The 19,813-nt window shown below is 63.8% G+C and carries 18 protein-coding genes; 7 read left to right on the forward strand and 11 right to left on the reverse strand.

Annotation, left to right across the window (positions count from 1 at the left end; all coding sequences use genetic code 11):
• The first annotated feature begins 334 nt into the window (after positions 1-334).
• The 4 genes from EKH81_RS18805 to EKH81_RS18820 all read left to right on the forward strand — a co-directional run bounded on the left by EKH81_RS18805 (position 335) and on the right by EKH81_RS18820 (position 5,696).
• Positions 335-1,471 carry a GNAT family N-acetyltransferase gene (locus EKH81_RS18805; protein ID WP_162224678.1) on the forward strand — a complete coding sequence of 379 codons (1,137 nt, stop codon included), beginning with the start codon at positions 335-337 and terminating at the stop codon, positions 1,469-1,471.
• A gap of 132 nt (positions 1,472-1,603) precedes the next feature.
• The gene (locus EKH81_RS18810) at positions 1,604-2,506 is read left to right on the forward strand and encodes a TylF/MycF/NovP-related O-methyltransferase (RefSeq protein ID WP_162224679.1); all 903 of its coding nucleotides are present in this window, start codon (positions 1,604-1,606) and stop codon (positions 2,504-2,506) included.
• Positions 2,507-2,741: 235 nt separating this feature from the next.
• Positions 2,742-4,394 carry a thermosome subunit beta gene (gene thsB / locus EKH81_RS18815; protein WP_132058919.1) on the forward strand — a complete coding sequence of 551 codons (1,653 nt, stop codon included), beginning with the start codon at positions 2,742-2,744 and terminating at the stop codon, positions 4,392-4,394.
• A gap of 306 nt (positions 4,395-4,700) precedes the next feature.
• Positions 4,701-5,696 (forward strand): ornithine cyclodeaminase family protein, encoded by a 996-nt coding sequence (locus EKH81_RS18820; RefSeq protein WP_132058918.1) that lies wholly within the window; start codon positions 4,701-4,703, stop codon positions 5,694-5,696.
• A gap of 26 nt (positions 5,697-5,722) precedes the next feature.
• Here EKH81_RS18820 and EKH81_RS18825 read toward each other — a convergent pair whose 3' ends face one another.
• Both EKH81_RS18825 and EKH81_RS18830 read right to left on the reverse strand, forming a co-directional pair.
• Positions 5,723-5,992, reverse strand: coding sequence for a DUF7535 family protein (locus EKH81_RS18825; RefSeq protein ID WP_238392266.1), 270 nt, complete (start codon positions 5,990-5,992; stop codon positions 5,723-5,725).
• Between the two features lie 60 nt (positions 5,993-6,052).
• A complete protein-coding gene (locus tag EKH81_RS18830) occupies positions 6,053-7,333 on the reverse strand; it encodes a carboxylate--amine ligase (RefSeq protein ID WP_202935221.1) in 1,281 nt (426 codons plus the stop codon).
• 227 nt (positions 7,334-7,560) lie between these two features.
• Between EKH81_RS18830 and EKH81_RS18835 the strand changes: the two genes are divergently transcribed.
• Positions 7,561-8,037: a hypothetical protein gene (locus EKH81_RS18835; RefSeq protein ID WP_368407743.1), complete on the forward strand. Its 477-nt coding sequence runs from the start codon at positions 7,561-7,563 to the stop codon at positions 8,035-8,037.
• Here EKH81_RS18835 and EKH81_RS18840 read toward each other — a convergent pair.
• The 4 genes from EKH81_RS18840 to pheA form a co-directional block, all read right to left on the reverse strand.
• Positions 8,026-8,565, reverse strand: a complete 540-nt coding sequence (locus EKH81_RS18840; protein ID WP_162224680.1) for a hypothetical protein — start codon at positions 8,563-8,565, stop codon at positions 8,026-8,028. The genes EKH81_RS18835 and EKH81_RS18840 overlap by 12 nt on opposite strands.
• Before the next feature lie 39 nt (positions 8,566-8,604).
• The gene (locus tag EKH81_RS18845) at positions 8,605-9,057 is read right to left on the reverse strand and encodes a peroxiredoxin (RefSeq protein WP_132058916.1); all 453 of its coding nucleotides are present in this window, start codon (positions 9,055-9,057) and stop codon (positions 8,605-8,607) included.
• A gap of 59 nt (positions 9,058-9,116) precedes the next feature.
• A complete protein-coding gene (locus EKH81_RS18850; RefSeq protein ID WP_132058915.1) occupies positions 9,117-9,596 on the reverse strand; it encodes an Hsp20/alpha crystallin family protein in 480 nt (159 codons plus the stop codon).
• 87 nt (positions 9,597-9,683) lie between these two features.
• Positions 9,684-10,490: a prephenate dehydratase gene (gene pheA / locus EKH81_RS18855; protein WP_132058914.1), complete on the reverse strand. Its 807-nt coding sequence runs from the start codon at positions 10,488-10,490 to the stop codon at positions 9,684-9,686.
• 464 nt (positions 10,491-10,954) lie between these two features.
• Here pheA and EKH81_RS18860 point away from each other — a divergent pair, with 464 nt between their 5' ends.
• Positions 10,955-11,818 carry a hypothetical protein gene (locus EKH81_RS18860; RefSeq protein WP_132058913.1) on the forward strand — a complete coding sequence of 288 codons (864 nt, stop codon included), beginning with the start codon at positions 10,955-10,957 and terminating at the stop codon, positions 11,816-11,818.
• Positions 11,819-12,116: 298 nt separating this feature from the next.
• Here EKH81_RS18860 and EKH81_RS18865 read toward each other — a convergent pair whose 3' ends face one another.
• The gene (locus tag EKH81_RS18865) at positions 12,117-12,836 is read right to left on the reverse strand and encodes a LolA-like protein (protein ID WP_132058912.1); all 720 of its coding nucleotides are present in this window, start codon (positions 12,834-12,836) and stop codon (positions 12,117-12,119) included.
• Between the two features lie 72 nt (positions 12,837-12,908).
• On the reverse strand, positions 12,909-14,333 hold the full coding sequence (lpdA, locus tag EKH81_RS18870; protein WP_132058911.1) for a dihydrolipoyl dehydrogenase: 1,425 nt from the start codon (positions 14,331-14,333) through the stop codon (positions 12,909-12,911).
• Between the two features lie 551 nt (positions 14,334-14,884).
• On the opposite strand from lpdA, the gene EKH81_RS18875 reads away from it, so the two are divergent.
• The gene (locus EKH81_RS18875; protein WP_132058910.1) at positions 14,885-16,012 is read left to right on the forward strand and encodes a class I SAM-dependent methyltransferase; all 1,128 of its coding nucleotides are present in this window, start codon (positions 14,885-14,887) and stop codon (positions 16,010-16,012) included.
• A gap of 57 nt (positions 16,013-16,069) precedes the next feature.
• On the opposite strand, the gene EKH81_RS18880 is transcribed toward EKH81_RS18875, so the two are convergent.
• From EKH81_RS18880 to EKH81_RS18890, 3 genes are all read right to left on the reverse strand, one after another.
• Positions 16,070-16,726 (reverse strand): lactate utilization protein, encoded by a 657-nt coding sequence (locus tag EKH81_RS18880; protein WP_132059176.1) that lies wholly within the window; start codon positions 16,724-16,726, stop codon positions 16,070-16,072.
• 151 nt (positions 16,727-16,877) lie between these two features.
• Positions 16,878-18,095: a threonine ammonia-lyase gene (ilvA, locus tag EKH81_RS18885; RefSeq protein ID WP_132058909.1), complete on the reverse strand. Its 1,218-nt coding sequence runs from the start codon at positions 18,093-18,095 to the stop codon at positions 16,878-16,880.
• Positions 18,096-18,190: 95 nt separating this feature from the next.
• Positions 18,191-19,579 (reverse strand): FAD-binding oxidoreductase, encoded by a 1,389-nt coding sequence (locus EKH81_RS18890; protein WP_132058908.1) that lies wholly within the window; start codon positions 19,577-19,579, stop codon positions 18,191-18,193.
• Positions 19,580-19,813 lie beyond the last annotated feature (234 nt).

The raw sequence follows: 19,813 nt of genomic DNA on the forward strand, positions 1-19,813 counted from the left end.
CTGTGCGGAGTGCATTTGAAGCCCTGTCAGTCGCACGCCCGGAACGGCCGGTGCGAGGCGCTTCGCGCCTCGCACCCGCCGCATGCCCGGACCGTCTGACTCCGGGTTCAAATCCCTGTCCCGGCGTCTTCTCTCGTATGCGGCGCGACGAGCGTCCCGCTCGTCGCGCCGCGAGCGGACACCGGACGAGAAGCGGCGTCTCCCGTCCACCAGACGTTCCCGTCCACCATATATCGTTCAATCCGGCGTTTCGATATCGCCCTCCCTGCGGGTGGTTTCGTTACCCTGAGATACGGTAGTTGTAACAAAATAGGATAGTCCCCTCGTGTCCTCCGTGAACGCGACCGATTTTCGACGGGGCAGAGACGACCCGTACACGATTCAGCCCTACGCGAGAGAACACAGAGACGGCGTGCTCGACCTCGACGAGACCGTCTGGAACAGGCGGCGGTGTACCGAGTGGTTCGCGTGGAAGTACGAACGCAACCCCTATTTGTCGGAGGTACCCGTCTACGTCGCCACGTTCGACGGCAAAATCGTGGGGGCGAGACCGCTGCTCGCGTTTCGACTCGCCGCGAACGGCACCGAGTTCCTCGCGCTCCAGCCGTCCGACACGATGGTCCATCCCGACCACCGGGGGCGCGGGCTGTTCACTCGGATGACCGAGCGAGCGATAGACGACTACACCGACCGGGAGCCGGCGCTGTTTTTCAATTTTCCGAACGGACAGGCCCGACCGGGATACCGAAAGCTCGGGTGGCGGACCGTCGGCGACCGAGTCACGTACTACCGGATTCAGAACCCGAAACCGCTGTTGTCCGCGTACGTCGATTCGGACCTCGGGACCGCAGTCGGGTCGGTAGCCGACCCCGCGCTCGCGGGCTACAACGGACTGCACGACTGGGCCGCGGACGCCGCGAGCGAGTTCCGAGTCGAGCGTGTGGACGGCGTTCCGGCGGATTCGCTCGCGGCGCTGTACCGGCGACGAGTCCCCGACCGGATTCACGCGGTGCGCGACGAGGAGTTCTATCGCTGGCGGTTCGCCAGCCCCGAGTGGACGCGGCGGACGTATCTCGCGGTCAGGGACGGCGACCCCGTGGCGGGTGTAATCGCTCGGACACGGACCAACGCCGACGGGATTCGACTCACGCAGGTGGCCGACGTGGTCCCGCTCGTCGGCGACGAGGGGCGACTCGGCGCGGTCGCGAGCGTCTTCGGCCGTCTGCTCGCCGACCACCGGAACTCCGACCTCGTGGCGATTTCGGAGTCCCCGCTTCCGCACTCGTTTCTGCGCGAACGCGGCTTCCACAGGAACGACCGGTTCCCGTTCTCGCGGCTCAAATCCCACCATCGGGTACTCGCGGTCCGGCCGCTCGACGCGAATCCCGCGACGCCGTGGGCGGCGAACGGGGTCTCGTTGACCGACGAGTCGAACTGGCTGGTGTCGTTCGCCGAGCGGGACACCGCGTAGCGACGGGGGGTCCGAACCGACTCGTAGTTCGGACCGACTCGGTTTTAAGCTCGGACTGTCCAAGTCGCAGACCGCACTTAGGCCGGATACAGCGCGTAGAACAAAATGAGCCACGGACGACTATCGGGTCGAATGGGCGCAGTTCAAAATGCGGTCGGGACGTTTCAGCGGTTGTATCGGATAGCGCTCGTCGGTCTCTGCTCGCCGGTCATCCTCGCGGAGTACTTCCGGCCCGAGACCGGGAGCGAGTACGGCGTGGGACTGACGGACAAGCTGGTGCTCGCGGCGAAGATGCTTCGGAACAATCGCCGGATATCGACCGGGTCGACGTTTCTGGAACATCTCGTGATGGCGACGAAGATTCTGAACGTCCCGGCCGACATCGACGGCGGTATCGTCGAGTGCGGGTGCTACAAGGGCGGGAGCACCGCGAATCTGTCGCTGGTCGCGGGGCTGTGCGGGCGGCGGCTCGACGTGTTCGATTCGTTCGAGGGGATGCCCGAGCCGACGGCGGGCGACGAGGCCCACACCCTCGTGGCCTCCGAACAGGTCCACACCTACGAGGCGGGGAGCTGGCGGGCGACGCTCCGGGAGGCCCGAGGGAACGTCTCGAAGTACGGCGACGCCTCGGCGTGTCACTTTCACGTCGGCTACTTCGAGGAGACGCTCCCGGCGTTCGACCGGCCCTGCGTCGTCGCGTTCCTCGATGTCGGACTCCGCGACTCGGCCGAGACGTGCCTCGCGAATCTGTGGCCCCAGTTGGCAGACGGAGGGTACCTGTTCACGCACGAGGCGAAGCACATGGAAATCGCGAGCCTCTTTTTCGACGCCGAGTGGTGGCGCGCGAACCTCGACCGCGAACCGCCGGGGTTAGTCGGCGCGGGAAGCGGACTGGGGCTTCATCCCGGTCCCAACGGATTCACGAGTCTGCTCGCGTACGTGGTGAAGAACCCCGACGCGCGCGAGTTCGACGTGGTCTCCGAGACCGGCGAGGGGAACAACTGTATCGACGTGAGCCTCGTCGGAAACGAGTAGAACGGTCGCGCCGACTTCGGCCGAAGTCGGCGCGACCGCCCGCTGCAGATATATAAACCCCGTAACGGTGGCGGTTCGACTCCGCCAGAGTTCTTGCGAATCATTCACACATAATCGGCGGGATTCGGGCCGTACTCCACCTATCTCCGTGCGAGAGCGTGCCAGTCGTTCGCATTACTTCCCGGCGGGAACGCAAACTTTTATATAGAATCACAATCATACTTTCGTCTGTACTATGAGTCAGCGAGGACAGCGAATGCAAGGTCAGCCGATGATAGTAATGAGCGACGAGTCCCAGCGCGTGAAGGACAAGGACGCGCAGGAGCACAACATCACCGCGGCCCGCGCGGTCGCCGACGCGGTGCGCTCGACGCTCGGACCCAAGGGGATGGACAAGATGCTCGTCGATTCGATGGGCGACGTGACCATCACGAACGACGGCGTCACCATCCTTCAGGAGATGGACATCGACAACCCGACCGCCGAGATGATTATCGAGGTCGCCGAGACCCAAGAGGATGAGGCGGGCGACGGCACCACGACCGCAGTCGCGGTCACGGGCGAACTCCTCAAGAACGCCGAGGACCTCCTCGAACAGGACATCCACCCGACCGCCATCATCAAGGGCTTCCACCTCGCCAGCGAGAAGGCCCGCGAGGAAATCGACAACGTCGCCGAGGACGTTGACACCGACGACGAGGACCTCCTCCGGAAGGTCGCCGAGACATCGATGACCGGCAAGGGCGCGGAACTCAACAAGGAGCGCCTGAGCGAAATCATCGTGGACGCGGTCAAGCAGGTCACGGTCGAAGGCACCGTGGACCTCGAGTTCATCAAGACCGAGACCCAGACCGGCCGGTCGTCCGGCGAGTCCGAACTCCTCAAGGGCGCGGTCATCAGCAAGGATCCGGTCCACGACAACATGCCCACGAACGTCGAGGACGCCGACGTGCTCCTCCTCAACGAAGCGGTCGAAATCGAGGAGACCGACGTGGACACCAGCGTCAACATCGAGAACCCCGACCAGCTCCAGCAGTTCCTCGACCAGGAGGAGAAACAGCTCAAGGAGAAGGTCGAGCAAATCGTGGACACCGGCGCTGACGTCGTCTTCTGCCAGAAGGGCATCGACGACATGGCCCAGCACTACCTCGCGAAGGAGGGCATCCTCGCGGTCCGCCGCGTGAAGAAGTCCGACGTCGCCTTCCTGAAGGAAGTTCTCGGTGCGAACGTCGTCTCAGACCTCGACAGCGCCTCCGCCGACGACCTCGGTCACGGCGACGTGACCCGCGACGAGGGCGACGAACTGTTCTACGTCGAGGGCGACGACAGTCACGGCGTCACCCTCCTCCTGCGCGGTTCGACCGACCACGTCGTGGACGAGCTCGAACGCGGCGTCACCGACGCGCTCGACGTCGTGGCCCAGACCGTCTCGGACGGCCGCGTCGTCGCGGGCGGCGGAGCCATCGAGGTCGAGGTCGCGGGCCGACTCCGCGACTACGCCGACTCCGTTTCGGGCCGCGAGCAGCTCGCGGTCGAAGCGTTCGCCGACTCGCTCGAACTCGTTCCCCGCGTCCTCGCGGAGAACGCCGGACTCGACTCCATCGACACGCTCGTCGACCTGCGCTCGGCCCACGAGTCGGGCGACGAGCGCGCCGGTCTCGACGTGTACAGCGGCGACGTGGAGGACACCTTCGACGCGGGCGTCGTCGAACCCGCCCACTCGAAGGAGCAGGCCGTCTCCAGTGCCACCGAGGCCGCGAACCTCGTGCTGAAAATCGACGACATCATCTCGGCTGGCGACCTCTCGACCGACAAGGGCGACGACGAAGGCGGTGCTGGCGCTGGCGGCATGGGCGGTATGGGCGGCGGCATGGGCGGCATGATGTAAGGCGACCGTTTACTGCGCTCGGAAATTCGCCGAAGGCGAATTTCCTCGCTGGTAAAAGCCCGACCAAAAACACCGTCAGAGCGAAGCTCTGACGAGCAGTCGGTCGCGGTAGAATTGGTAACGTGCGACCGCAAACCGCATCACCGACCGCAGATCGCACCGCCGAGTCCGGGGGCGAACCCCGGTTCGTGTTCTCACTTTCGGGTTCCGGAATCTTTTGAGTCACAGCTGAATAGACGTAACGAAAGGCGGCAGTCGAAAGACCATTTAGGTAATTTATAGTGGGGCCGGTGGAAACTCTCGAATATGGACACACTCCTGCTGAATCAGGACGCCGTGGACGAGAACACCCAGATGGACGAGGTCATCCGGGCGGTCGAGGACGCGTTCGCCGCGTACGCGCTCGGAAACGCTCAGATGCCCGCGAAGTCGTACATCGACCTTCCCCAGTACAACGGCGACTTCCGCTCGATGCCCGCGTACATGGAGGCCGACGACTGGGACGCGGCGGGCATCAAGTGGGTCAACGTCCACCCCAACAACCCCGACGACTTCGACCTCCCGACCGTGATGGGGACGATGGTGTACTCGGACCCCGAGAACGCCTTCCCGCTCGCCATCATGGACGGCACCGAACTCACGATGAAGCGGACCGGCGCGGCCGCCGCGGTCGCCACCGACCACCTCGCGGTCGAGGACGCCACCTCGCTCGGCATCGTGGGCGCGGGCGTCCAGTCGTACACCCAGCTGGAGGCCATCGCGGAGGTCCGGCCCATCGAGGAGGTCGTCGTCAGCGACTTGGATGAGGAGGCGGTCGCGAAGTTCATCGACTACTTCGACGACGACTTCGACGTGCGCGCGGGATCCATCGCGGAGGCCGCGTCCTGCGACGTGCTCTCGACGGTCACGCCGGTCGAGACACCCATCGTCTCCCGGGAAGACGTGGGCGAGCACACCCACATCAACGCGATGGGCGCGGACGCCGAGGGCAAGCACGAACTCGCCGACGAGATTCTGCTCGACTCGAAACTGGTCATCGACGACCACGCCCAGACCACCCACTCGGGCGAAATCAACGTCCCGTACCACGAGGGCGTCCTCGCCGACGACGACATCGACGCCGAACTCGGCGACATCGTGGTCGGCGAAAGCGAGGGCCGAACCGAGACCGACGGCGTCTCCGTGTTCGACTCCACCGGTCTCGCGATTCAGGACGTTGCCGCGGCTCACGTCGTCTACGAGCACGCCGACGAGAACGACAACGGCTACCCCTTCGACCTCATCGGGTCGAACGTAGAGTAGTCGCCTGGTCGCGTTTCAGGCCGAGGCTACCGCGACGACCCGCCGCCGGGGAGTCGCTCGGTGGGCGTCCGCCGCGCAATCGCGCCCGTGATTTTCGAGATGAGCCACACCACGACGAGAAACGGCAACAGCGGGACGAGCAGTACCACCAGTCCGAGGAAGTACGCGATGCCGATGAGCGTCATCTCGCTGTCCGGGCGTCCGCGATAGCCCGGCGTCACCGTCCGTAGGACCTTCTTCGCGGGCATCGGAAGGCCACCGTCGTCCGTCTCGCCGCCGGAATCCCCCTTGCTCATACGAGATGTATCGACGACCGAGCGAATAAGCGTTTGTGGCGGATTCGACGCGAGTTCGGATTAGCGCTGGAGCAGATTCACGAGCGCGGTCGTCGCTTGCGTGGCCCGTCCCGGTCGTCGCATCGGCGACTCGGCCGGTCGGTCGAACATCGCTCCGAACACGCTCTCGATGTCCCGAACGAACGGTTCGGGGTCGTCGAGGTCGAGGTAGTCGAACCGGGGATGGCGCACCATAGACGCGGCGACGTGAGCCGCAGTTTTGACGAACGACGGTCGCTCGACCACCGGGTAGTCCTCGCACGCGATGCTGTGGAGGTGGAGGAGTTCACCCCGGACGAGGTGGCCCGCGACCCCGACCTCGTATTCGGGCGGGTCCTCCGGCGGGTCGCCTTCCGCCATCGACCAGTAGAGGTTCGGGAAGTCCACGCCCGCCTGCACGGTGAACGGGAGCGACGACCAGAACCGCGGATTCACTTCCATGAGCTCGAACTCGCCGGTCTCGTCGTTCCGGAGGAACTCGACCATCGCGACCCCGTGCCAGTCGAGTTCGTCGAGGAGCGCCAACCCGGCGGCTTCGAGTTCGGGGATGTCCACCGACTCGCGGTACGAACTCGGGCCGCCACAGTACTTGTACCCCCGGCGCTGGCGGTGCTGAAACGTGGCGACCGGTTCGCCCTCGTCGTAGAGCGCGAAGAACCCGTACTCGTCGGTTCCGGGCACGTACTCCTGCACGAGCGGGACGTGACCCATCTCCGAGACGACGGTCTCGCGGTCGGGCGCGCTATCGGATTCGACGTACGTCGTGGACGGGCGTCGAAACGCCGCCGCGGCGTCCTCGCCGACGTACTCCGGCGCGGGAATGGTGTATCGTCCCTTGATTATTGTTTCCTCGCTCCAGTCGTCCCAGTCGTCGAATTTCGCGGTTTCGGGCATCGAGACGCCCGCGGCGTCCGCAGCGTCGAACAGCTCGATTCGGTCCTGTGCGCCCCGGAGCGTCTCGAACGACGGCCACGGCGTCCCGACGTGGTCCGAGAAGGCGTCGCGATGTTTCGCCAGCGCGTACACGTCAGTTTCCCGGAACGGGACGATAGTCCGGACGTCCTCGCGCTCGGCGAGGCCGAGGAGCGCCTCGGCGTACCCCGAGAGGTCCTTGCACGGGTCGGGTACCCGGACGGTCTCGTCAGCGTACTTCGACCGGAACCCCGGCGGGTCCGGGAGTTCCGAGACCGCAATCGTTCGAACCCCGCTTCGGCCGAGCGACCGAAGGCAGGCCGTACTGCTCGCCACGTCGATAGCGGGTACGACGGCGGTGCGGTCGGGTCGTGATTCGTTCGCCCCCATTACCACCACATCGGTTACATTATTACTTTGTTATGACCGTGCTGTCGCGGTACTCGGTTCGTGGGGAGGAACGAAGGGAGACGGTATCACTACCCCCTCCGGTCGTAATCGACGCCTAAGCGCGACGAGAAGCCGAAAGCGAGCGGATTTGGAAGGCTACTCCGAGCGAATCGCACCTACCGGCGAAGATTTCGAATTGCGGCGAAACACTGAGGTGGCCCCCGTGAGTGCGCCAGCTCGTGGGCGAGTTCGCCGAGGCAGTGCGCGACCGACTCCGGGACGCCCTCGCCGAGCGACGGCCGTCGCTCGACTGGGAGACCGAGCACCGAATCCGCCGGACCCCCGTGGACGTGGTGGGCCGCGACTCCGACCGATTCGTCGCGGTCGAACTGGAGTGGCGGCGCGCCGACCCGGCGAACAACACCGCGAAACTGTTCTACTACGCCGACGACGGCGACCTCGACGCCGACGAGGTGGTCGTCTGCCAGCTTTTCTCGGGCTACTACGACCTCGAGGACGTCGGGGTGTCCTCCAAACGCGAGGTCGCGGAGTTCGTGGGCGAAACCGCCGCCGAGAGCGTCGAGCGCGTCTCGTTTCATCCGCTTCGACTCGCCATCGACCCGCCGAAGCGGGGCGGCGACCGGCCCGCAGGATGGCAAAAGCGAACCGACGGGACCGCCGACGAAATCGCGTCACTCCTCTAAATCCGGGCGCTCTGCCGACGCGCGGCCGAGAAACGGCCGCGCGTCGAGACCGTAGACGAGACCGTACGAGAGAGCGAGATTCAGGCCGTAGGCCGCGCCCGGCACGACGAAGAACGGAAGCGCGGCCATCGACGTTCCGAGGAGTTCGAGGAGCGCAAGCGCGCCGAACGGAAGCAAGAATCCGAGGACGAGCAGGAGGAGCGTGACCTCCACGCGCCGGGCGTGGGGGGGGGGCCCCCCCCCCCCCCCCCCCCCGGGGGGGGGGGGGGGGCGGCGCCCCCCCCCCCCCCGCCCGGCGCTGGTCGGCGTTCGGAACGCGACCCAGAGATAGCCCCCAACGAACGCCCCGAGCAGGAAGCCGACGAACTCCCACCGGGCCGACACCGAGAACGCCCGGCGAGTCGCGCTCAGATACCACCCGACTGCGAGGAAGCCGAGCGCGAACACGTAAAAGCCCGTCACTACCCACTGGACCCCACCGACCAGTTTCTCGCGGAGCGAGGCGTCGTGGCTCGCCGAATCGGTCATGCCGAGCGTTCGATTCGTCGGAGAAAAACGTTGTTGGCGCTATTCGAGCGCGACGAGACCGTCGTCGAGCATATCTCCGAGCACGTCGCGAGCGTGGCCGTCGGGGTCCACGCCGCCGTAGACCGCCCGGACCTCACCGTCCGCGAGCACGAACGTCGTGCGCGCGGCCGCGCCACGCGAGGTGTCTACGCCGAAGGCGTCGGCGATTTCGGCGTCGGGGTCGGCGAGCAGGTCGAACCCGAGGTCGTACTTCTCGGCGAACGCCTCGTGGCTCTCGACGTCGTCGGTCGAGACGCCGTACACCGCGACGTCCGCGTCTCGGTACGTCTCGAGTTCGGCGTCGAACTGCTCGGCCTCGACAGTGCATCCCGGCGTGTCGTCGCGCGGGTAGAAGTACACCACCGTCGGCTCGTCGAAATCGAGCGCGACGGTCTCACCGCGCTGATTCTTTGCCTCGACCGTCGGCGCGCCGTCGCCAGTTTCGAGCGTCATGCCCGGGGATTCCGGACCCGCGGGCAAGGCGTTTGCGCTTCGCGGGCGGTCGGTGTCGCTCAGGAGATGTCGATGTGGTGCGATTCGTCGTCGTGTTCGGCCATCTTGGGGAGCGTGACCGTCAGCACGCCGTTCCGGTACGTCGCGGAGACGGTCTCCTCGTCCACCCGTTCGGGAAGCGTGACCGACCGGCTCACCGACTGGTGACGGCGCTCCTGTCGGAGATATCTCGCCTCGTCGCTCTCACCTTCGACGGCCTCACCCTCGCCGCCCTCACCCTCGCGCTCCTCGGCCTCCTCGTGATGCTCGGCCTCGATTCGGAGCGTGTCCTCGTGAATCGACACGTCGATGTCGTCGGTGTCGAACCCCGGCAGGTCGGCGGTCACGACGTACTCCTCGCCGTGGTCGGCCACGTCGATGGACGCGCTCGCGTCGCCCATCATCCGCCAGTCCGACCCGCCCATCGACTCCTCGAACTGGCGGCTCATGCGGTCTATCAGCTCTTCGAGTTCTCGAAACGGATTGGTTCGTCGTGCCATAGTTTCCCCCACGGGCGTTCGGTCGCCCGAAGCGGGTTCGACGCGAACGGTCTTAAAAATTCAGTCCGATTCGGAGGGACGCGACGCTCAGTAGAGGACGTGTTCGGTATCGTAGGACCCGAGTCGCCGGACCCACCCGTTCTCGGCGAGGTTCTCGATGTCCTCGATTGCCTCCTGCGTTCGGCCCTCGTACAGGCCCGCGGCGAAGTCGATGTGGAACACGTAGTCGCCGAGGCGCTCGCCGCTCGGTCGGGACTCGACTCGCGTGAGGTTGATGTCGCGGTCGGCGAACGGTTCGAGGAGTTCGAGCAGGAGTCCGGGGTAGTTCGCGTCGGGGTACACCACGAGCGACGACTTGCCGCCCGCCTCCGACCGCTGGTCGGCGGGCGCGATGACGAAGAATCTCGTCGCGTTCGAGGTCCGGTCCTGAATCCCCTCGGCGACGATTTCGAGGTCGTCGCCCGCGTTATCGGGGTGGCCGATACCCGCGACCGAGGGGTTTTCGCGGGCGTACTCGACGCCGCGGGCGGTGCTGGCGACCGCTTCGAGGTCGGCGTCGGGGTACTCGGTTTCGAGGTACGACCGACACTGCGCGAGCGCCTGGGAGTGGCTGGCGACCGTCGAGAAGTCGTCGCTCTGGGCGAGCAGCGCGTGGCGGATGGGGGTGACGATTTCCCGAACCACCGAGACCTCGCGGTCGGTCAGCGCGTCGAGCGTCTCGGTGACGCTCCCCTCGATGCTGTTCTCGATTGGGACGACTCCGCGCTCGAACTCCTCGTCGGCGACCGCTTCCACGATGGCCGTCACCGACTCTCGGAACGCCACGTCGTCCGCGACCGCGCTGGCGGCCCGGTGGGAGTAGGTGCCCGCCGGACCGAGCGTGACTGCTTGCATGTGGAGGTGTGTTTCGCGGTTGACGGTAAAAGGGCGTCGGGTGTGACAGATTTTCGGAGGGCGACTGCTCCGATTCGTCTCCGAACGCGCTGGACTGCAACGAGCGCACTCCCCCGGCATGGCCGGAGAGTACAACAAGTACGACCGTCAACTAGTAGGCATCGGTCAATCAGTAGGCGTTGTCGATGGTGCGCACGACACCGGGGACAGATTGCCATGCCGGAACTGCGTTCCAGCGTACGGGAAACCCAAGCAGGGTGCGCGTGCTGACACGCGTTTCGAAATTTAGCGCATATGTAACAATAAATATGGACTTGGGAGAAGTTTAAGTCACGGGAATCGAACCTATTCAGGACGTTTAGTGACTTTCTAGGAGATCCATAAATAGTATAGATACAGATAATTATATAAATGTATAATATAAAATTAGAAAGTCATTTATTTGATTAGGTACTATAAAAAGTATGGAAAATAAAAATGGCAAAAGAAATAAAACGGAGAATCGAACGTCGGCCACTCGACGAGGAGTTCTCGGGGCGTTAGGTACTACCGCTGGCGCAATTGCAAGCACTGGGTTCGTGAGCACAGTCTCAGCAGATTCCGCGAACGTTAATGACATCCAAGGTACGAAACAAGTAGAAACCCTATTGTCTGAAGTTGGAAATCCGAAAATAACTGGAGGTGACCAGCTGGTCCGAGAAATAGATGGCGTCAGTATACTTGCAACAAACCTGAAAACTGAAATTGGAACACTGGTCCATCTGAAAGTTCTGAGCTCGGAGCGTGAGAAGTTTGATCGCGGATACTCCTCGGCGACCTTTAGGATTGGAAATCTGACTCAGGAGATACTGGAGAAACTCCCAACGAAGTTCAGTAGCACTCCAGTGGGTACCTCCCTTTCGTTCCTGCAAAAGGATAAAGAAACGACGCTTGTGACTACTGTAACGGAGGACGAGAAAGAGCAAATAGCGGAGTTAGTCGATACGGAGGAGTTCGTCGCTCAGTACGTCAACGGCCACTACGAGATTCATACATCCAAAAGCGCACGGTACAATGTTTATCCTGCGGGAGGAACGGAGAGGAAAGTAAAGGGGTCGTCCGTCGAGACACTCGCAACTACACAAATCAACGAAGATGCCTGTTTTGACTGTGTGGCGAATTCGCCTCTCGCAAAATGTGGAACGTGTATACAACACTGTACGCCGGGCGATGCTTTCGCTCCACTACAGTGTCCAGCATGTATTGTAGACAACTGTGCTGATTCGGATGTAATAGCCTGTGGCAAGTGCATCGCAAGTGCCGCAGGCGATATCCCGAATCCGTTCTGATTCATCACCTCTCGTCCCAGTCACTCACGAAACTAGGTCGTTCGAACGTAAACCGCTGAGATTTCACAGCTTCAAATCTTAACACAGTTACTATATAACCCCATAAAATTATATTTACACGGTAGGAATATATAAAACCGCCATTTATAAATTATATTGAATTTATTATCATGTATATCGGAGTGATCGGGATTTTCAGAATTATTAGCGGAAAAGCTTAAAGCGGTTGTAGGTGGGGCAGGAAAGAATCGTAAATCAATCAACGTCGTCGAAAGGGTGCGACTTATCGAACAACTACTTACTCAACGCGTTCTGAGTCTTCTGGTAGGCGAAACCGAAAGTCCTCCATGCCTGTATTAAACTCAACCTCTTCGAGCTTTTCGGTTTGGAAATACGTCTCGTCCTGGAGGTCCGTGTCTGTGTTAGGTTCTAATAGTCCTCCCTCTCGGATGTCGTGAACCACTTCGCGTTTGAGTGGAAACCAATACGTTCCGTCTACCCATAAAGTGACAAAATCTATACCTCTATGAGGGACATCGGCGTCCTCCGTGGGTCGAAACGTCAGGACATGCGTCTCGCGACCCGCGACGGCGTCCGTCCCGTCGTAGGTCACGTCGAAGTCCGTTTTGGGGGAAGAACCGATGAGTGTCACCCCACCAATATATCCGCGTCCGTCGTCCGGTGTTTCGAACTCAATCTCATGGTACCGGTTCGTTTCGCTATCGTACAATGCTATACCACCCTCATTTTTTATCAATACATCAGAATCACCGCCCAGTGTATCAGTTGGGATGTTCATAACCTCGAAATTGGGGTCGCGCACAGTCTTCGCGGATACGACTTCCTTGCGAAGCTCAACTGGAGGTCGTTCCCAAATTTCAAGTCGTGTCTCCATGCGTCCGCCGCCGAACTCTTGGGCTTTGCGTTGGACACCGTGAATCTCTTCGGGGAGGTTATCCGTTGCGAGTAGTTGTTCAATTATCTCGTTTGTCGGTAGTGCATCGCCGTCCGCAGACATGAATAGTCATCTCTTCTACGACAGTATAAATCTTGTTTCAGTGAAACGTATCTCTACGAGAAGGAGTCCAACTTAGCGATTCAGCGTGTGAATCGCGTGCCCCAACGCATTCTCGGCGGCCTCCATCACGGCCTCCGACAGCGTCGGATGCGTGTGAATCGTCATCGCCACGTCCTCCAAGGTCGCACCCATCTCGATAGCCAGACCCAATTCGGCAATCAACTCCGATGCCTCCGGCCCCACAATCTGCGCGCCCAAAATAAAGCCACTTGGCTCGTCGGCCACGATGCGGACGAAACCGTCGGCGTGGCCCGTCGTCAGGGCCCGACCCGAAGCGCGGAACGGGAACTGGCCGACCGCTGGCTCGAAGCCGTTCTCCTCGGCCTCTTCCTCTGTCATACCTACGGTTCCGATTTCGGGGTCGGTGAACACCGCGGCGGGGACCGCCTGGTAGTCGAGCGCCGAGGGTTCGCCCGCGATGACCTCCGCGGCGACGGTGCCTTCTTTGCTCGCCTTGTGCGCGAGCATGGGTTCGCCCGCTACGTCGCCGATTGCGTAGATGTGGTCTTGGTTCGTCCGCGCGCGGTCGTCCGTCTCGATGAAGCCCGCGTCGTTCGTCTCGACGCCCGCGTTTTCGAGTTCAAGGGTGTCGGTGACAGGGGAGCGACCCACCGCGACGAGGACCTTCTCCGCGCCGAACTCAGAGATTTCGTCGTCCGCGTTCTCCGTGCGGACGGTGATGCCGTCGCCCGACTCCTCCCAGTCCTTCGCGGCCTCGCCGAAGTGGAAGTCGATGCCGAGTTCCTCGGCCTTCTTCTTGACCGGTCGCGCGAGGTCGTCCTCGTAGCCCGGTAGCACCGAGTCGAGCATCTCCACGACGGTCACGTCGGTGCCGAGTTTGGCGAACACGCCCGCCAACTCCATCCCGATGTAGCCCGCGCCCACGATGACCAGACTCTCGGGAACCTCGTCCAAGTCGAGCGCCTGCCGGGAGTCCAGCACGGGGTCGTCGCCGAAGTCGAAGCCCGGGATCTCGATGGGACGACTTCCAGTCGAAACGATGGCGTGTTCGAACTCCACCGTCTCGGAGCCTTGGCCCTCGCCGCCGTGGACGACGCGGGCGGTGTTCTCGTCGGCGAACTCCGCGCGGCCCTCCATGAGTTCGACGCCGTTGGCCTTGCAGAGCTTCTCGACCCCGCCCGTGAGTTGGTCTACGACGCCGTCCTTCCAGCCGACCATCTCGCCGAGTTTCACCTCGGGGTCGGCGTAGATACCCATCTCCTCGGCGTCGCCCGCCTCGTGGGCGAGGTCCGACGCCGTAATCATCGCCTTCGAGGGGATGCACCCGTAGTTCAGGCAGACCCCGCCGAAGGCGTCCTTCTCGACCAGCGTCACGTCGAGGTCGAGCTGTCCCGCGCGGATGGCGGCGACGTAGCCGCCCGGTCCTGCGCCGATTACCAACACGTCCGTTCCAGTCGAGATGTCTCCGACGACCATATGTTCGGCACGTCGGGCTTGGAGGTGAAAAATCAGGCGGATTTTGCCGTGCCGAATCGACGCCACGACCCGTCCCCACAGGAGCCTCCGCGAACCGGCTCGTCGAACCTCCGACCCGCGCGTAGTGAGCGGTTCCCGCGATGGAAACGTATTAGTGAGTGGTACCGGTAGCAGTCGGTACGTTGAACAGTGGCCCTAGGTCGGCCCTGTCGTCCCGCTGACTCGCGGGACCGCTTCAGGTCGACCGGCTTGCCGACTGTGGGTCGTCCGACGACGCGGCCGAGAACGCGAACGGCCGCGGTCCCCGTCGTTCGGTCACGCTGCTCGGCATCAGGCTCCATGCCCCGCGCGTAGCTCTGCGTGAGCCGTTTCTTTCGGCTGTAACCGGCTAGCCCGGGGCGTGGGTCGCTCCGTCCGTCAACCGCCGAGCAAGCCGACCCCACGTCAATGAAAGCCACCGTTCGACCACGACAGCATCGCCACCGACAGCACCGCGACCGACGCCGCCGACCGATTCGACCCGACCGGAAGCCCGCCCGGAGGTGGCGTCGATGAACCGCACGCCGTACGAACTGACCCTGAAATCCCAGGTGACGGACGCGCGACCGGAGTATCGGTTCCGCACCGCCGACGGCGTCGTCTCCAAGCAGTCGTTCAGACACGCCGAACTCCGTCTGCTCGATTCGCTGTGGGACCGCGACCTCGGTCGACTCCTCTGCCCGCAGGCGAACTACGGCGTCACCGGTGTCGTTCTCGCTGACGCCGCCGAGAGCGTCGAGATGACCGAGACGAGCGCCCGCGCGGCGCGGCTCTGCGAACACAATAGCAGGCAGAACGGCGTCGAGACGTCGGTCTCGATTCGGACCGACCTCACGGCAATCGACCGGGAGTTCGACGCCGTCGCCTACGCACCCAAGCGGTACGCGCCGGTCGCCGTCGCCAAACAGCGAATCGCCGACGCCCTCTCGTCCCTTCGGCCCGGTGGGAGTCTCTACCTCGCCGCGTCGGCGGAGACCGGACTCTCCCGGTACGAGAGCCAACTGCGCGACGTGGCGGCGAGCGTAACGTCGCTCGACGAACGCGACGGCTGTCGGGTCCTCGAAGCGACCCGCCCTCAACGCGTCGACCCGCCGACGTACGTCACCCCCCGGACCCTCCGTCCGACCGTCGGCGGCGAGACGCTGGCGCTGACGACGGTTCCGGGCGTGTTCTCCGCGACCGGTCTGGACGACGGGACGAGACTACTCATAGAAACCGTCACCGTCGCCGACGGCGACCGGGTGCTCGACCTCGCCTGCGGATACGGGGCCGTCGGAACGTACGCCGCTCGGACGGCCGACTGCGAGGTCTGGCTCAGCGACGACGACGCGGTCGCGACGGCGTGTGCCGAACGCAGCCTCGATGCGTCCGGCATCGACGGAACCGTCGTGACCGCGGACTGCGTCGAGGGCGTCACCGACCGGACCTTCGACCGAGTGTTCTGCAACCCGCCGACCCACGCGGGCGACGGGGTCCTCTCGGAACTGTTCGCCGGGGTCCGAGACGTGCTCGCGCCGGACGGGGAGTTCGCGTTCGTCCGCCACCGCGAGCTATCGCTCCGAAACCATCTCGCTCCGTTCCGCCGGGTTGAAACCCGCCGTACCGGGACCGAACACGTCGTAGTCACCGCGAAGCCGTAGTTCGCGTCTCGGGCGGAATCGATGGTACGCTTCGGTTCGGAAAACGTAGCGGTCGGGTCAGTAACCGAGCTGTTCGCGGACGAGAACCACGGTCGTCCGGCCCTCATCGTTCTCGTACCGATAGATAAGCTGCTTCGCAATCGCGCTTCCGACGCCGTACGCCTCCTGTGCGCGGGCGTCTTCGAGCGGGTACGCGACGTTCTCCAGTCGGTCGAGCGCGGCGTCGAGGTCGGCGACGACCTTGTTGGCCCCGGTGACGAGCAGAAGATTCTCGGCCGCGAACGGGTACGCGCCGACTCGACTTCCGGAGGCGTCGGCGGCGACGAGTTCGCCCGATTGGGCAACCGCGTTCACGCCACCGAGGAAGTACTCGGCGGTCTGGGCCTCGCGGCGCGCTCGCGCGCGCTCGGCGTCGTCGTCGATGTCGAACACCTCGGCGTGGAGGTTCTCCCAGTCGTGGTCGCCCTCCATCAGGTAGTCGGCGAATCCGACCTCTTCGAGCGTGGTCGAGTGGCCGTTCATCACCGACGCGCCCGCGGGAATCCGGGACTTGAGTTCGGCGAGCGCGTCCTCGGCGGTGTCGGCCACCACGACTTCGAAGCCCCGAGATTCGAGGTTCGAGACAGTCTCGTCGAGTTCGTCGTCGGTCGGAAGTTCGTCGAGCGATTCGTCGTACGATACGTCGTCGGCGTAGGCTGCTTTGTCCTGTGACATGTGTCTCGCGAACGACTGCTCGGCGGTCGCATCGGATGCGACCGCCGAGCAGTCGCCTCTCGACATTCGCTTGTCGCGCTGAAGATATAAGCGCTCGCGGACACCGGTGTCGCCGGGTGACACCGCCGTTACCCGGTGGTTCGGATGATACTCACGCCACGCGCTCGACCCCGTAGCCCGCGTCTCTGACCTTTTGGATGATGTTCTCGGCGTGCCCGGTTCCGCTCGTGACGACCTGAAAGACGAGGTAGGCCTCCCCGACTCGGAGGTCGTCCACGGCGCGCTCGTGGCGCACCGTCCGGATGTTCGCGTCCGTGTCGGCGATGATTCCCGAGAGCTTCGTCATCTCGCCCGGTTGGTCCTCGATGCGGACCCGGAGCCGAACGAGCTGACTTCGCTCGGTCAGCGCCTGCGTGAGGACGGTCTGAAGGAGCGAGATGTCGATGTTGCCCCCGGACAGAATCGGAACGACGGTTTCGCCCGTCACGTCCACGTCGTCGGAGAGGAGCGCGGCGACCGAGGAGGCTCCGGCGGCCTCCACCAACTGCTTGGCGCGTTCGAGCAGGAGGAGTTCGGCCCGCGCGATTTCGTCGTCGGTGACGGTCACGATTTCGTCCACGTGGGCTTCGATGAGGTCGAGCGTCAGTTCCGAGATGCCGCCCGTGGCGATGCCGTCGGCGATGGTCTTGGGCGACTCGACGGAGGCGGGGATGCCCTTGTCCAGACTCTCGGGGACCGTGGCGGCCCGCTCGGCCTGCACGCCGACAACTCGAATCTCGGGGTCGAGTTCGGCCAGCGCGGCGCTCACGCCGCCAATCAATCCGCCGCCGCCGATGGGGACGACGACGGTGTCCGCCTCTGGCATCTGCTCGTGGATTTCGAGTCCGATGGTGCCCTGCCCCGCGACGATGGCGGGGTCGTCGTAGGCGTGGACGAACGCGGTGTCGTCGTCCTCGGTCAGCGACTCGGCGTACGCCATCGCGGCTTGGAAGTCCTCGCCCCGGAGTTCCACGGTCGCGCCGTACTCGCGGGTGGCATCGACCTTGGCCTGGGGCGCGTTCTCGGGCATCACGATGGTCGAGTCGATTCCGGCGTTGGTCGCCGCAAGTGCGACTCCCTGCGCGTGGTTGCCCGCGCTCGCGGCCACGACGCGCGACGCCTCGCCGCGTTCTGCGACCTGCCGAATCTTGTTCGACGCGCCGCGGGTCTTGAACGACCCGGTGCGCTGGAGGTGTTCCATCTTGAGGTGGACCTCCGCACCGACCACCTCGCTCAGCGACCGACTCCGCTCGATGGCGGTCCGCTGGACCACCGCGTCGTCGAAGCGGTCGCGCGCGGCCTCGACCTCCCGGAGTGTGACTTCGGCCATATTTGCCAGTATCGGGGGTGCAGTATATCAGTTTCTCAGTCCGATGGGTCGAGGTCCGCTCTATCGAGACGGTGGTTCGGCCGTCTCGGCGCGACCTACGGGGCTGGCTCGACGTTCTGATTCACGTGGAAGAAGTTGTCTGGGTCGTACTTCGCCTTGATTTCCTGCAATCGGTCGTAGTTGTCACCGTACGTGGCTCGAATCCGGTCCTGACCCTCTTCCATCATGAAGTTGACGTACGCGCCGTCCTCCGAGTGGTCGTGGACCGCCTGCCAGTAGTTTCGGGTCCAGTCCGTGAGTTTCTCGCGGTTGGCCGGGTCCGGGTCCACGCCGACGATGACCATCGACCAGTTGGCGTCGCGGTAGTTCCACGCCGTCTCGTCCGGACCGACGCGGTGGACGGCACCGTCGATGGGATAGAGATGCATCGACGACTTGGGAGTCGGCACTTCGGCGAAGCGTCGGTGCTCCGCGATGGCGTCGTCGCTCAGGTCACGCACGAAGTCGCCCTTCCAGTACCACTGGTCGCCCGGCGGATAGAGGTCGTCGAACATGATTTGGAGCGCCGAGTAGGGCATCGCCTCGATGTGTTCGAACACCGGGTCGGCGACGTTTCGGGCGGGTTGGACCACCTCCTCGATTCGGTCCTCCGGGCCGAGATAGCACCACATCAGTCCGCAGACGTTCTCGCCGTGCAACGCCTCGGGGAACGGGTCGCCCGGCACCTCGGCGGTCATGTAGAACGCGTACACGTCCTCGGGTGCCTGCGGGAGCCACTCGCGGTACCAGCGCATGATGGCTTCGAGGTCCTCGATACGCCAGAACATCGGCCCGGCGACGACCGTTTCGACCGGATGCAGCTCGAACTCGAACGAGGTGACGACGCCGAAGTTGCCGCCACCGCCGCGAAGCGCCCAGAACAGGTCGGGATGCTCGTCTTCGCTCGCGTGGAGTAGTCGGCCGTCAGCCAACACGATGTCCGCGCTCAGCAGATTGTCGATGGTCAGCCCGTGCTTGCGGGTCAGATAGCCGTGTCCCCCGCCGAGGGTCAGTCCCCCGACGCCGGTCGTGGAGATGACCCCGCTGACCGTCGCCAGTCCGAAGGCTTGGGTGGCGTGGTCCACGTCGCCCCAAGTGCACCCGGGTTCGACGCGCGCGGTCCTCGCGTCCGGGTCGACTCGGACGCTCGTCATCTCCGAAAGGTCGATGACCATTCCCTCGTCCACCAGCGACAGGCCGGGACCGTTGTGACCGCCGCTCCGGATTGCGGTATCGAGGTCGTGTTCGCGGCCGAAATCCACGGCTGCTATCACGTCCGCCACGCTCGCGCACGTGACGATTGCGTCCGGGCGCTTGTCTATCATGGCGTTGTAAATCGTGCGCGCCTCGTCGAACGTCGGGTCGTCGGGGCGTATCAGTTCGCCTCGAAGCGTGCCCTCTAGTCGCTCTATCTCCGCGTCGTAGTCCGTTGGTGCTGTGGTCATTGGTTTCCTCCCCCCTCGTGAACGGTTGCGAACGTTCGACAGCAAGTGTCGTGTTGCCAAGGAGAATGGAAGCTACCACACCGAGGATGAGATAGCTATCTGGTGCCGTTCCGACAGCGACTGACTCCCGGGCAGACTGTGCAACGCGGTCACTCGCTGCAACCGGAAAGGCTCGCGACGGGTCGGCGCTGGACCGACGCCAAGTGCTCCCGAATCGCGATGCTCGAAAAAGAG

Origin of the sequence: Halorussus amylolyticus, assembly GCF_004143485.2 — an archaeon.
Lineage (GTDB): Archaea > Halobacteriota > Halobacteria > Halobacteriales > Haladaptataceae > Halorussus > Halorussus amylolyticus.

Bases quoted from the DNA above. Each gene is read 5' to 3' on its own strand.
- ilvA (WP_132058909.1), bottom strand. From the start codon at position 18,095: ATGGCCGAAGTCACACTCCGGGAGGTCGAGGCCGCGCGCGACCGCTTC.
- EKH81_RS18820 (WP_132058918.1), top strand. From the start codon at position 4,701: ATGGACACACTCCTGCTGAATCAGGACGCCGTGGACGAGAACACCCAG.
- EKH81_RS18850 (WP_132058915.1), bottom strand. From the start codon at position 9,596: ATGGCACGACGAACCAATCCGTTTCGAGAACTCGAAGAGCTGATAGAC.
- EKH81_RS18860 (WP_132058913.1), top strand. From the start codon at position 10,955: ATGGAAAATAAAAATGGCAAAAGAAATAAAACGGAGAATCGAACGTCG.
- EKH81_RS18810 (WP_162224679.1), top strand. From the start codon at position 1,604: ATGGGCGCAGTTCAAAATGCGGTCGGGACGTTTCAGCGGTTGTATCGG.
- EKH81_RS18880 (WP_132059176.1), bottom strand. From the start codon at position 16,726: ATGTCACAGGACAAAGCAGCCTACGCCGACGACGTATCGTACGACGAA.
- EKH81_RS18830 (WP_202935221.1), bottom strand. From the start codon at position 7,333: ATGGGGGCGAACGAATCACGACCCGACCGCACCGCCGTCGTACCCGCT.
- EKH81_RS18825 (WP_238392266.1), bottom strand. From the start codon at position 5,992: ATGAGCAAGGGGGATTCCGGCGGCGAGACGGACGACGGTGGCCTTCCG.
- EKH81_RS18845 (WP_132058916.1), bottom strand. From the start codon at position 9,057: ATGACGCTCGAAACTGGCGACGGCGCGCCGACGGTCGAGGCAAAGAAT.
- EKH81_RS18890 (WP_132058908.1), bottom strand. From the start codon at position 19,579: ATGACCACAGCACCAACGGACTACGACGCGGAGATAGAGCGACTAGAG.
- EKH81_RS18865 (WP_132058912.1), bottom strand. From the start codon at position 12,836: ATGTCTGCGGACGGCGATGCACTACCGACAAACGAGATAATTGAACAA.
- EKH81_RS18875 (WP_132058910.1), top strand. From the start codon at position 14,885: ATGAACCGCACGCCGTACGAACTGACCCTGAAATCCCAGGTGACGGAC.
- pheA (WP_132058914.1), bottom strand. From the start codon at position 10,490: ATGCAAGCAGTCACGCTCGGTCCGGCGGGCACCTACTCCCACCGGGCC.
- thsB (WP_132058919.1), top strand. From the start codon at position 2,742: ATGAGTCAGCGAGGACAGCGAATGCAAGGTCAGCCGATGATAGTAATG.
- EKH81_RS18840 (WP_162224680.1), bottom strand. From the start codon at position 8,565: ATGACCGATTCGGCGAGCCACGACGCCTCGCTCCGCGAGAAACTGGTC.
- lpdA (WP_132058911.1), bottom strand. From the start codon at position 14,333: ATGGTCGTCGGAGACATCTCGACTGGAACGGACGTGTTGGTAATCGGC.